Annotated in this window: 7 protein-coding genes; all 7 read right to left on the minus strand. The window is 50.5% G+C overall.

What is annotated here, in order from left to right; all coding sequences use genetic code 11:
* Positions 1-38 precede the first annotated feature (38 nt).
* The 7 genes from QBE55_01875 to QBE55_01905 all read right to left on the minus strand — a co-directional run bounded on the left by QBE55_01875 (position 39) and on the right by QBE55_01905 (position 13,723).
* Complete coding sequence (locus QBE55_01875; protein ID WZL78940.1) at positions 39-4,955, minus strand: family 43 glycosylhydrolase; 4,917 nt, start codon at positions 4,953-4,955, stop codon at positions 39-41.
* Positions 4,956-5,028: 73 nt separating this feature from the next.
* Positions 5,029-5,901 (minus strand): carbohydrate ABC transporter permease, encoded by an 873-nt coding sequence (locus QBE55_01880; protein ID WZL78941.1) that lies wholly within the window; start codon positions 5,899-5,901, stop codon positions 5,029-5,031.
* Between the two features lie 67 nt (positions 5,902-5,968).
* Positions 5,969-7,423, minus strand: a complete 1,455-nt coding sequence (locus QBE55_01885) for an extracellular solute-binding protein (GenBank protein ID WZL78942.1) — start codon at positions 7,421-7,423, stop codon at positions 5,969-5,971.
* Positions 7,424-7,489: 66 nt separating this feature from the next.
* On the minus strand, positions 7,490-8,491 hold the full coding sequence (locus tag QBE55_01890; GenBank protein ID WZL78943.1) for a carbohydrate ABC transporter permease: 1,002 nt from the start codon (positions 8,489-8,491) through the stop codon (positions 7,490-7,492).
* Positions 8,492-8,495: 4 nt separating this feature from the next.
* Positions 8,496-9,446, minus strand: a complete 951-nt coding sequence (locus QBE55_01895) for a sugar ABC transporter permease (protein ID WZL78944.1) — start codon at positions 9,444-9,446, stop codon at positions 8,496-8,498.
* 1 nt (position 9,447) lies between these two features.
* Positions 9,448-11,691, minus strand: a complete 2,244-nt coding sequence (locus tag QBE55_01900; protein WZL78945.1) for a DUF5696 domain-containing protein — start codon at positions 11,689-11,691, stop codon at positions 9,448-9,450.
* The gene (locus tag QBE55_01905; protein ID WZL78946.1) at positions 11,681-13,723 is read right to left on the minus strand and encodes a YIP1 family protein; all 2,043 of its coding nucleotides are present in this window, start codon (positions 13,721-13,723) and stop codon (positions 11,681-11,683) included. Before QBE55_01905 ends, QBE55_01900 begins: the two co-directional genes overlap by 11 nt.
* Position 13,724: the final 1 nt, after the last annotated feature.

Consider the following 13,724-nt stretch of genomic DNA (forward strand, 5'->3'; position numbering starts at 1 on the left):
CCAGAAATGGATTTCTTAAAGTTACAGCAGCGAACAGGCTAATCCGACCAGGCCTTCAGATCCCTGTAAACGGCTTCCTCATGAAAAGACCAGATGCCAATCCGCCCATACAGAAAAGGCTCCGGATCCGTGCAGGAAATAACGGGATCCTTCCGGTCGTTCAAATATACCTGAATGCAGCTGCCCCGTACGGTTCCCCGAAGGGTATACTCTTTTCCCTTTTCCGGCTGGAAGGGCACTTTCTCCATCACCCTGGAATCTTCGTAATTCATCCGCCACAAGGAAATCCCGTCGCTTTCCATCCCTATAAAATAGCCCTGCATGGCATTGGGATTCTGATCGGGATGATAGGATTCGTTGGTGGAACGCACCATCAGTCCGGATCTTCCCATACCAAAGGAGCCCGGCGTCACAGTAACCTGCACCGTGTAATCCGTCCATGCCTTACTGCCTGTGATCATCTTCCCGTCGCCACGGCGGGGCATCTTCATTCCCTCTGCACGGAAAACAAAGCGTGGGCTGCCGATGATCTTCATTTCCTTTTGCTTCCTTGTCAGCGGCAAATCCATGGGAAAACCAAGACTCTCCGCATGATACAGCTGCACGTCCAGAATCTCCGGATCCCGCCCTCCGGCAAACCGGAAGGTAAGGCGGTGCTGGCCGGAGGATAACCGTATTTTCCCCAGCGGAACGGGGGAAAGATCCGCCGGGCCTGCCTTTTCTCCCTTTGAGGCTGCCCTGCTTTCCCCATTTTGCGAATCGTTTTGCGGATGGGCGGAAAAAATATCAAGACTTTTTCCATCCTGAAGGATCTCCAGTTTGCTGTCCTGAAAAGCCTCATCATCTGTCGTCTTTTCCTTTCGGCGCATCTGAAGCGCCACCCCATAGAGACCTTCTTTTTCCACATTCACCGCATAGGATGCCCAGGCTCCTTCTTCCTTCAGCTTCAAAGTCCGAACATCCCCCGGCAGGCTGCCTGTCCCAACCTTCCCGCCAAAGCCTTCACCTTCCCCGGGCAAATGATGAATGGCATCAAATTGCCCTGGTACGGGCTTGACTGACTGCCCGTCTCCCGATCCCCGGCAAGCATCGGAAAAGCCCGTAAAGCCAATCTCCGGCCGGGAACCGGTGTAGATATATCCGATTTTTCCGGCACCCGGACCGGGGTCGGCACATGTCAGCTGATGCATATTGTCCAGAAAGACATCCAGCCTCTGCGGACCGAACTGGATCCGGATTGTATGCAGCACCTTCCAGTCAAATCCTTCCGGCAGATCGAAGGTCCCTAAAAGCTCCGCAGTGCCCCTGCTGTGCTTTTCAATTTTCATCTCCGTCCCGTCCTTTTCCCGGAGCAGGCGGATGTCTGAACCTTTCCCATCGCTGCAGCAAACAATCCCGGTATCCCCGCTTCCTCCGGACAGGTTCCATTCCGCAGTATAACAATCCTGCGTCTTTTCCCGGGATAACAAAATCTTCCATTCGCCGTCCTTCGACGTTTCCATATGGGATACCGGATCGTTCTCCGGCCACAGGGCAAAATTCGGCAGAGACGCCTTCGGCATGGGAAACCAGGTGGGACCGTTTACCGTCATGCGACTGCCATTGAAGGAAAGCCGATCCAGATTCAGCAGTCTGGGAGAAACGCCCTCCGAATAGCAATGATAGGCAATATAAACGGAATCCAGATCCGGGCCGGGAACAAAGGAACTGTGACCCAGAGAATGCTGGGAATCCTGATCATTGATCAATATTGGATTATTTGTCGGCCGGCGATACGGTCCCAGTGGCCCATCCCCGGAAACGGAATAATTCACCCGGTACCCGCTGCTCTGGAAATGATTGCCGGTATAGGTCAGAAAGTATCGCCCATCCCGCTTCAGGATCATGGGGCCTTCCGTCCAGTGTCCCATATACGTGGAGCCCAGCAGCTTCCCCGGGAGATCAATCTCCGTGGGAGACGACATGGAATGGCCCAGGATCCCCCGATCGCCTGCATGGGTAAAATACCAGGATCCGTCATCTTCCATGAAAATCGAACCGTCGATCGTCAGGCCAATGTTGTCCGTTACAGGTTCAAAGGGACCGTCCGGCTGATCCGAACGGAGAACATAATGACCGTTCCCCGCAGGAGACGTATACATGTAAAACTGTCCGTTCCGGTAATAAACCTCAGGCGCATACGCTGCCTTCAGCGGTTTTTGAGGATTGGCCGTGCCCGCATAGGTCCAGTCCGCCAGGTCCCGGGAACGCCAGATGTTTACTTCCCCGGTGGTATAGAGGTAATACCATCCATTGTATCGCATGATAAAGGGGTCTGCTGCTCCATCCCGCGTTTTCACAGGAAGAGATATCGGGTTGCAAGTCGTGTTTTTCATTTTCCGTTCCTTTCCTTCGGATTGATGTATTGATGAGTTCGTGAAAGGAATTGGTTTCACAGAAAGGTGGCGGACTGTCAGTTCCCTTCCGAAACTGTAGAATCCAATCCGGCCGTACAGCCATGGCCGGGGATCGTAAAAGTCCATTGCCGGTTTCTTTTCCCCTTTCCGGTAAATGCGGATCCGGTTGTTTTGAACGACGACCCGGAGCCGGACATGATCCGAATGATTTTCCCCCAGCCGGATGATACGACTGGTTCCTATTTTGCCATAGTTATACTTGCAGAATGTCATATTTTCTTCGCCGATGCTGAGCCCATACCCGGTAAAGGATTCCCGTACCTGTGCATCCATCCGGGATGGATTCGTCACACGGAACATGACCCCGGATTCGCCGGATCCTTTCCGGGGAATTTCCATATCCAGATCCATTTCATAATCCATCATTCCCGGCTTGCCAACCACGGCCATTCCATCCTGTTCACCTTTTATCGCCAGTTTTCCGCCTTGCATCTTCCATGGCCCCAGAAGCAGCCATTCCTTCCGGTCCTGCCGGATGGAAAACTGACTGTCATAATCCCAGTCCCGGGATGTGATGTTATGAAATTCAAACATGTTTGCCCGCAGCTCCCCTTCCAGAAGGCAAAGCGTCAGCGTATGAAATCCCTTCTCCAGCTCCAGGTTTCCAAGATGGAGCCCCGCCAGATCCTCCTTTTCCAGTCCTGTCTCCGGGACCGTAAATGAAAACGCCTGGCCGGGATCTTCATCCACAATCCATTGACACACCGCACCGCTGCTTTCCGGACCCAAAGTGGCCGTAACGCCGTAAAGACCGTCTTCGGCAGCATTGACAGAATATTCGGTCCAGTCACCGGGAGTGTTCAGAACCAGGGAATGGGATCCGTTCCGGTGTACCATACTGCTTTCCTTTTCTCCGGGACGCAGTCCGTCTTCCTTTTCTGCCGCCTTCCGGATATGAAAGCCCCGGTTTTCTCCTTTCAGATAATGCATGGCGGCAAACTTGCCGGGAAGGTTTTTGACCCCATCGAAATCCCCGGAACCCAGAGCCTCCCCGTTGGCCGCGATATAACCGAATATGGCATGGCTGCCGGAAGCCCCGATTTTTCCCCCTGGAATATCCGCCTTGTGAAGCGCCAGCTTTCGGGCGCCATTCCAGTATACATAGGTCACCTCCGGCGTATTCTCCACACGAACCGTGCACAATCTCTGATAGTTGTGGACTCTGATCTTTTCCATAGCCACCCTTTTCTCCACCCCATGATCTGCCGAGACTAGAGAAAGCGTGTTGTTTTCCGTATCCACCCGGACCGCCCACCAGGAGTCCCCGTCAATCCCGAACTTCAGATCCACCGGACATTTTTCCCCTGACAATCGAAAATGATACTCTGCGGTAAAGACGCCGGGTACCCTGTCGTTGCTCAGGATTCCCTGATCAGAAACCATAAAGGATTCCGTAGTATGCGGATCTTCTTCGTCCAGCCATCCATATATGGAAGGCATGGAGGGAACCGGTACCGGAAAGCTCGTGTCTCCCGTGCTGTAAACCAGCCCGCCGTTGGTCATCAGCCGGTCCAGGTCATACCTTCTCTGGGGACCGTCCAGCGCAACCAGATTATGATAGGGGGAATAAATGCTGTCCAGATCCGGGCCTGTCACATTGGAACTGTGCCCCAGCCCGTGAAACGGATCCTCCTGCTCCGACCGCAAAAAGAGGATATTATCCTCCGGCATGATATACTGCCCGAAGGGATTGTCCCCGGTATAGGAATAGGCAACCCGGTATCCGGTACTGAGCACATGATTTCCTGTATAGGTCAGGTAATGATACTTCCCCCGCCGGAACATCCCGGGGCCCTCTGTCCAGCCGTGAAGGGTGGCATTCAGATCCACCTTCCGCAGAGAAGGCAGCATGGTTGCAGGATCCAGACGGGCTGAGTGAATCCGGTTTTCTCCCGGATAAAGGAAAAACAGGTCCTCATCGTCCGTGATCCAGAAAGAGCCATCTATGGAATGTCCGAAATTATCGGTTACCGGTCGAAACGGTCCCAGGGGACTTTCACTTTTCAGAATAAAATGGCCCTTGCCTTCCGGAGAGGTGCACATATAAAAGGATCCGTCGTAATATACCACTTCCGGTGCATAGGCAAAATACACATCATCGCCTTCCGTGGCATACCCCTTATACTCCCAGTGAACCAGATCCACGGATTCATAGACCCGGACCCGGTTTTCGCAGGAAGAGGGATACAGATAATATCTGCCGTTATACCGCATCACGAAAGGATCTCCGATCCCATATTCCCCACTCCCGGTGAATGGACTTTTCCCATGCTGGCCCTTGATCTCCATGGGATTCTGATAGGTTTCCGCCTTTTCGGACCCAACTCGTTCCGTCCGGTGAGGAATCTTCTCCCGCATGTCGTTTTCTATCTCCTTCCTGGCTTTCTTTACAGCAGTCTTTTCACCGCGGGGCTTTCCCGGTCTGCATCCGGCAGAAAATGCCATACACAGGGCAATGAACAAGATGCCGGCTTTTTTACAGAAATCAGAAAACCGCAATTTTTCTCCCCTCCCGATCTTTCCTTCTCCTGCTTTCCTTCCTGCAGTCCGTCCGATTATCAGCCATCTGCCGCTACTTCATCCCGGAGTAAGCCATTGTGTTCATGACATTGCTTTGAAGAATCACAAAGAGAACAACATTTGGCATGAACATAATCAGACCAGCCGCTGCAGCAACGCCCTGTCCGGCAACAATATTGGTGTTGGAAGCCAGGGAATTCATGAAAAACGCCAGGGTTCTCATGTTCTCCTGTGTGACAAACAAAGTGGAAGTCTCCACATTGTTCCACACCGCCTGAAACGCCAGGATGGCAATCGTAGCAAGGGCAGGCCGGATCATCGGCAGCACGATCTTCCAGTAAATACGGTAATGGGACGCACCGTCCACCACCGCCGCTTCCATCAGCTCATCCGGCACCTGGTCAATAAACTGCTTCACAAGGAACAGCCCCACCGGCATGGCCATCAGCGGAAGAATGTGCGCCAGATAGGTATCCATGATCCCCAGCCGGTCTATGACCAGATATCTTGGAATGGTTACCGCTACCGGCACAAACATCAGGGCAATGGTGTTGATCTCAAACAGCTGGTCCTTTCCGCGAAACTTCAGTTTCGACAGGGCAAAGCCGGCCATGGAACTGATGACAACGGTCAGAAGCACAACGACAACGGTAATCACAACGCTGTTGAACAGATACCGCCCCATGGGGATCCCTGATTGTTGGGTAGTCTGAAACAGCTTTCGAAAATTATCCGTTGTGGGCTGATGCGCAAAAAACCGGGGTGGAAAGGCAAACAGCTCATTGATCGGCTTAAAGGCGTGATTTATGATATATACAATGGGAAGCAGCATAAAAATGGAAATGGGGATCAAATAGGCGTAAATTTTCAGCTGACTTTTGTGAAATCTCTTTGGATCAATCCGGGTCGCCTGTCGGACACTCATAATCCAACCTCCTTAAAATGCAGGCATACAGACTCCCTCCTGCATGCCTGCATTGACTCCGTTATTTTTACTTGATGGAATAGAGCTCTTTGATCAGCTCCACGTCTTTCTCCCTGAATTCATTCAATTTATCGTTCAGTTCCTCCACAACATCCTCCGGACGGACTTCCCGGCGTTCAATCTTGCCTATCATGTCCTGATCTCCCATCCAGGCATCAAAATCCGCCCAGCCGGGCGCAATGGGCCATGGAGATGGCGTAATATCCGTCAGATGTTCATAAAATGCCTTCATAGACTCATTGGGAGCTGTGTCAATGATCTGTTTCCAGACCTCCTTGTTGGTAATAACAGGTAGACGTGATACCGGCGCTCCTGCTTTCTTGTATCCTGCCAAACGATTCTTACAGGCTTCCTTTCCCCAGGAAGTCCATTTCTGAAGTTCCCAGGCTTCCCTGGGGTGTTTCGTGGTGGCAGAAATCACACTGTTGTCAATCAGGGCCATCTGGCGTCCGGTGGGTCCCTTGGGCAATGGATAGAACAGGAATTCCATTCCCGTTTCCTTGGACACTTCATCCTGAAATTTGGCTATGGTCCAGGGCCAGTCAATATGCATGGCTACCCGTCCTTTTCCCGGAGGCCATGCTGCAGGATCACCCAGGACATTCTGCTTTTCATCCTCGCTCATCCACTCGCAAACCTTCTGGTCAATCCAGTCCAGCCTCCAGTTCCAGGCATCTACCCAGGTCTGTCCCATATCATACTTTTTCCCGTCCCAGCCGTAACGGGTTTTTCCGTTATACCAGGCGTCCATCAGATCGTAATAGATGGGTTGGGAAGTTCCGAAATAATAATCCTCCGGATGGCTCATCCGTTCCGCAATTTTCTTGAAATCATCCACAGTCCAGTCATAATCCGGCAGGGGTTCGTTATACTTTTCAAACAGGGTTTTGTTGAGAAAAATCATATGGGGGAACATGACACAGGGTACATGGAACCTGTGCCCCGCAATGGTCGACAAATCCCGTACTCCCGGATAAATCTCCTTTGTATCCGGGTCAGCGTCAAACAGATCCGTTACATCCAGTGCCCATTGATTCTTTACCGCATCGGTCACACTGAACACCCAAAAAACGTCCGGCAACGTACCGGAAGCCGCATTGTTATACAATGCTTCGTTCCAGTTGTCCTGTTCGATCTCCACAAAATTCACATGGATATTGGGATAGGCGTCCGTAAAGGCTGCCAGTTGTTCGTCTCTCGCCTCGATTTCACCCTTTTCCTTCAGACCCCAGCAGGCATAGGACAACGTGATATCCTCCTTCGTCATGGGATCCAGGCCACCCTCCTTACCGGACTTTTTTCCGTCGTCTTTGCCCTTCCCGTCAGCATCCGCGGAATTGTTTTCCTTGCCGCCTTTCGGCTGGCCAGCTGTCTTGTCCCCACCCTTGCAGGCGCTCAGGGCGGAAAGCGTAAGAACCATTACCAGCAGCAAAACAACACTCTTTTTCCCAAAATGCTTCACGATTTCACTCCTCCTTCTTTTTTGTCCCATTTATCACATCGGCATTCGCCGTTATGACCTGAAAAATTATTCCCCGGTAATCCCGGTGCGTTCAATACTTTCCACAAAATATCTCTGAAGCAGAAAATACACAATGAGAAGCGGCAGAATACTCACCATCGTTCCCGCCATACGGATTGCCTCATTTACCACAGTATCTGCGGATGTCCCGGTAGACCAGGATCCCGACACCTGCTGAATATACTTTTTATAGTTGTCTTCAAACCGCATAAGCTCCATCAGAATCGTGGAAATGGATTTCTGATTGCCGATATTGGCGCTTCCCAAAAAGAGGGAACTGAAGTAGGTCTCATTCCAATACCAGACGAAAGAAAACAAAATGGAGACGACAAAGGCCGGTACAGCCAGAGGAACGGCAATGGTCAAAAATATCCGGAGATCCCCGGCTCCATCCACCCTCGCTGCTTCTTCCAGGGAAGCAGGCGTCTGCCTGAAAAACTGGGTAAAGATCAGAATAAAGATCGCGCTGTTCAGCCCCTGGCCCAGCATGGCGGGATAAATCAGCACCTTCATGGTCCCGATCATTTTATAATCTGAATACATCAGATATCGCGGTACCATCATGACATGAGGCGGGACCACAAAGGTCAGCAGTACCAAAAGCATCAGGAAGGATTTCCCGCGAAAGTGATATCGGGCAAATCCATATCCCGTTATGGCACTGATGGCTGTCTGGAAAAGGGAGGGAACAACGGAAAGCAACAGGGTGGGACCGATGTTTTCCCGGAACTTCATAACCTCCAGAGCCTGCTTGTAGTTCCCCAATGAGATATGTGTCGGAATCCATTTAACGGAATCGTCCAGCAGATCATCCAGAGACATAAAGCTCGTGACAAACATGCGCAGAATGGGATACAGATAGATAAACCCCAGAGCAATCAGCATGATATATACAAAGGTCAAAAAAAGGATGCCGCTTTTACTTCTCGTCCCAAAAAGAAGTTTCCTTGCCTTGTTCTTATGATTTTCCAGCCAAATCCTGTTTTTCTGAGTTACTGCGTTTTGCATGATTTCATCTCCCTCCCTGTTTGACCAGCTTTGCTATTTTTCTTTTCTGTATCTTCTGTTCCTTTTTGGCGTGTTTTTCTTCCGCATTGGACTTCTCCCGCCCGGCGATCAAATATATGACTCCCATAATAAGCAGCAGCCCCAGGGAATAGATCCAGGCCATGGCAGAGGCAATGCCAAACCCGGTATTGGGATTCAACATATTGGACTTGATCAGACCGATTACCTCATTGATCTCCGATGTCCCCAGAAATACAAGAATATAAATTGCGTCCACCAACAGAATGCTTTTCAAGGCCGGCAGGGTAATCTTCCAGAATACCACCCAGGCAGACGCACCGTCGATCAAAGCGGCCTCATACAGATTCGAATCAATTTTCTGCAGCCCGGCCAGGTTGATCAGAATCGGCACACCGGAATACCACAAAATCAGAATCAGCTGTTGGAACAGATAGGTAATCGGACTTTTCAGAAAGCTTGGCAGCGTTTCATTGATAATATCGTAAATCCCATACTGCTCCATCATGGGCACGGTGGTCGCGCCTTCCTGAATCAGGTTATTCAGCACCGGACCGCTGACAACGATGATGGGAAGAAAAAACAGCGTCCGGAAGAAACCCTTGAAGTGGATTTTCTGGTTGATCAGCATGGCAATCATCAGGGCAAACACCAATATGATCGGAAGACTGAAGAGGGTATTGATAAAGAAATCCTTCGTGCGTTCCACAAAATAAATATCTTTTGTAAAAATATAGGCAAAATTATCAAAACCCACCGGCTTCACGATCCTTGCCTTTGCCGTAATGCGTACGCTGCTAATGCTGTAAAGTACAGACTGAACAATGGGGTTGGCAAAAAAGATCAGAAACCCCACGGTCCAGGGCAATACAAAAAGATAACCTTTTCTCTCCTGACGAGCTGTCACACTTCGTACGGACCCTCGTTTCCCGATCATATCAATTCACCTCAAATAAACGATAGGACTGCGGCTCCACCGTTGCATTCCTGTATGGGAAATCCTGCCTCCCATAATTCACCACAATCTCCACCCCGTTATCATAAACAACCTTCACCACATCCTCCGACAAAGCCTCATGCTTCTGGATACCCGCATCCCCGATCCGGTCATGCAGTTCCCGGAACAATCTGTAATATTCCTTGACCACCGGTTCATAATCCGTAAATTTGGAAGCAAAGAAATCCGATGAATTCGTATCCTTCAATTCTGTTGAGTCCTCCCAGGTCAGAAGGAAGGACGGATAAGCCCCATACTCCACCATTTTTAATAAAAATTTTGTTCGATTCGGCTCAAAGTTGGCATAATCTGAATAATAAGGAAGGATTCCTTTCAATACCATGGGCAGGAACGGAACCTCCCGACTGATATAATTGTAATTGGAAGTCGCCAGGGGGAGATCGAAATAATGGTCCGTATATTTCCACAGATAATCAAAGGGTCGGATCATCGCCTTCTGATACCCCTGGAATCCTTTCATCATGGAATCTGTCATGTTCCTGGTTTCCTCCCTGGGATGCACTGCGCCCCGGGAAAAATAAGAGTATAGGGTATTGGCATTGGAGCCTACCGTAATCCCATGAAGGTTGGTATCTTCAAACTTCTCCCGGAATTTCCCCGAGTCCGACAGGGAACGGGGAGGCGTCAGATAATAGAATTCCGGGTACAACGGCTTGTTGGTTTTCTTTTTCGCTATCGTCTTTCCCAGATTCTTTGCGATATCGGTGGAGGAGTCATACTTCCGGTCCGGATTGGCCAACAGGAAATCCTGATACAGCATCAGCTCGGAGCCTTTCTTTTTCAGCCTGGCCGCCAGGCCGTTCAGCTGATCCATATCTCCTACCGACTTTTCCACGGTATAGTTGTTGCTGCCGTATGCCAGGGAAAGGCCGCCGCTTTGCCATCCCATATAGGTCGGCAGAATCCGGTCCACGCCCTTTTTCTCCAGTCTTTCCATCATGGATCCCATCTGTTCCACCGTGGTCATAGGTACCTTTGCCTTGAATACGATCCATTTCTTGCTTTCTGCTCCCAGAAAATCCAGGCGAATCCGAAACTCGGTATCTTTTTTCTCCAGCCTGTCTGTTTTCAGCAGGTAATTGCGGTAGGCTTTTGCCATCCCGGAATAGTCCGCCTGATCTCCGGACAACACAATGAACCGTACTCCCACATCACGGAAGCTTCCTTCCTTCGGTGCGGCGATAATGCCGCTGCCACGGGATACCTGTGTAATAAACTCCTTGCGGTACAGGTACTTCACCGTCACCCAGTTGTAGTTGGTCATTACGCCATTCGGGTAGGCCAGAAGCTCAGCGTCGGATGTCCCGTCCTCCGCAATGCCAAGCAGGGCCATGTTCCGGTCCGTATGGGCGATGCCGAAAACCGGCATAACGATTTGTTCCGGAGGCTTCACACTGGGCCAGTTCATCTTCTGGGAAACCTCAGCATCCACGGCGATATTTTCCCCGTATATTTTCTTGGCATAGGGAGCATTGTAACGGCCCTTGTTATCCTGCAATTCCACCAGCGCGCCGGAGCCTTCCGGAATAAACAGGTATCCTTTCTCCTCATCCAGACGGGAAGCTCCCATGAAGGGATACAGATAAACTGCACCCAGACGGAACTGCTCCCCTTCATAGATGCTTTCCGCCGGAACCTTTGCGGTCATGCCGTCCTCTGTCAGCTCCACCACAACGGTAAAGGCTATTTTCAGTTTTTCGTAGGAAATCGTGGCCTGAAATCCATTTTCCTTCTTTTTTATGTATTTCTGCGGCGACCGGTTGAACATATCCGCCCGCTCCAAAGCAGGAGAAGTTCCATTGTAAAATTCGATGGCGACACCGGACTCCAGAAATCCTTTCCAGGATTCATTCAGCGGATCCTTTCCCGGATTGAAAACAGAGGACATGGTCTCGCCGGTGGATTTGTCCTCCAGGGTAATCCCCAGGGAAACCGGATCCAGAATCATTTTCAGCCTCTGATTTTCTGCAGCCACAAAGGGCGAATCCCCTGTCCCCCTATCGGAAGACCCCGGCAAAAATTTTGAAAAGTCCCCGGCTTTTCCTCCTTTCCCGGCTACCTTCGTTCTGTGATTGATTGCATAGATCAGGCCGGCAAAAACAGCCACAACACAAATCAGTATCCCAATATTCCGCAGAAAAGCAGCGACCTTCCTATGAGACACGATAGCTCACCTCTTTCCAGATGGACACAACAAAGTCAACGACCTGATGAATCAAAGCAAAGATGATTACGCCGGCAACAATGAAAAGAAACATGGTAAACAGCGTCAGGCCGATATTTTGAAACGTTTCCCGCCAGGAGTAGTTCTGAATCTCCCGAACCATGACGACGATCAGAATTGCCATCGCGAGGACAACAATAAAGTTCAGCAATCCAATCAGAAAAGCTTCATTCTGAGTCAGCACATGACTCAAGAGAATAACGACAGGCTTCAGAACCAGATAGGGCATGGTCGCATAAGCCAGAGAGCAGTATATATCCTTCAGTTTTCCCTCTCCGTCCCGGATGGAGGAGACCAGATAATTACACAGAATAAACAGGAAGAATATACCGAACACCAAAGCGACGTCCATCCCCAGCTCAAACCGCCCTTCCTGTACCCGTTTGAACAAAAATCCGGAGAAATACTTGTCCGCCACATATAGGATGAAGAAAACAAGATACAGCAAAGTGGAGGAGAAAATGGAGACCTTGCTCTCTCTTTGAATCCCATAATAGGCATCCGCCGGATTTTTCGGCACATAAGCCACAAATCGCAGCTCCCGTACCAGTCGCTTGTCCCCGGCTGAAGACAGGAAGCCCCGGACCGGCCGGAGTATGCCAAATTTCCGATCCAGCTTCTGAAGGGCCTTTCTGAAGACATACAACACGAGAAAGATGATAAGTATCAAAAAAAGATGATTTTTCAGAAAAACATTCCGCACTTCCCAAAAGGAATCGGAGTAGCCGTCCTTATCCCCTGCCAGGCGAAATGCCGACAGGGATCGGTCGTAATCCTCCAGCTTGTAATAGGCCTGCCCCAAACCCCTGTAGGCATAGTCAAAGAAGCTGTTCTGCCGGAGCACTTCCTCCCACGGCTCCTTGCTTTCAACATAATGTCCTTCCTGGTAGAGACGCAAGGCATGGTGAACAGTATCCGCATACTCGGTCTGCTCAAAAACCTGTATTTTGCCGGCTTCCTGATCCAGAACATACAAATGTCCGGATGCATCCACATCAATGGCAGCCGCATTGACGAACAGACCGCTGCGGTTCTTTCCGTCATCGCTGCCGCCGAACAGAAAGAGCAGATCCCCTTCCCTGGAATATTCATAGAGATATCCGGTGGCAGACACGACAAATATGTTTTCTATCGAACCGACTGCCACATCCGCGATGTTCTCATCGGAAAGCACATTGTTCAGCATATTGATGCCGGCCATATTGAACTTCTTCACCCCGTTTGCTTCGGATCCCTGGGTCACAGTATAGATCAGTCCCCTGTCATCTATGGCAAGATTGACGGGAGAAGGAGGAACATTTCGCTTTAGCTGCTGCTTCTGTTCCTTCGTGGAAATCAATCTGCGAAAGGCGTCCCGAATAGGAAGCGGTGTACTGTTGGCCCCGAAGTATCCAAGAAAGTCCTTCTGCTCCCCGATCTGGGCAATTCCGTTGGTGTTGCCCTCTGCAATAACGTAAAGGCTTCCGGCAGCATCCACCACCAGCTTTTTGGGAACAAACTTATTCTTCTTTCCATACAGGGGGCCTTCCGGTTTGCCATATTCCCCGATCTGCTTTCCGTCAGATGAGAAAACAATGATTTTCCCCTGCCTGGGGTCCGCCGCATAGAGATTGCCCTTTTCATCCACAAAGATACCGGTAGGACCCTTCAGCACCCCTTCCCCGATGGAGGCAAGGAATTCCCCTTCCAGTGTGCAACGTACCACCCTGGCATTTCCCGTATCGGCAATGTAAAGCATATTCTTTCCGTCTATAAAGATGTCGCCCGGCTTCTTGAGCTCCTTGCCTCCCAGCTTGGTAATGGCGTTTTGTGGCAGGTATCCGTCCTGGCTGCTGACAAGCCGGCCTCTGTGATCCTGTGTCATGGTGGTATACGGCGCATCGGAGGCAAATGCAGCAGGGCAGAGGAAAAGCAGCATCAGCAAAGTGAGCAAAGCGGGACAAAAAACAGACCGGATCATCCTTTTCTTCATG

This window comes from Eubacteriales bacterium mix99, from assembly GCA_038396605.1.
Classification (GTDB): Bacteria; Bacillota; Clostridia; order Caldicoprobacterales; family DTU083; genus UBA4874.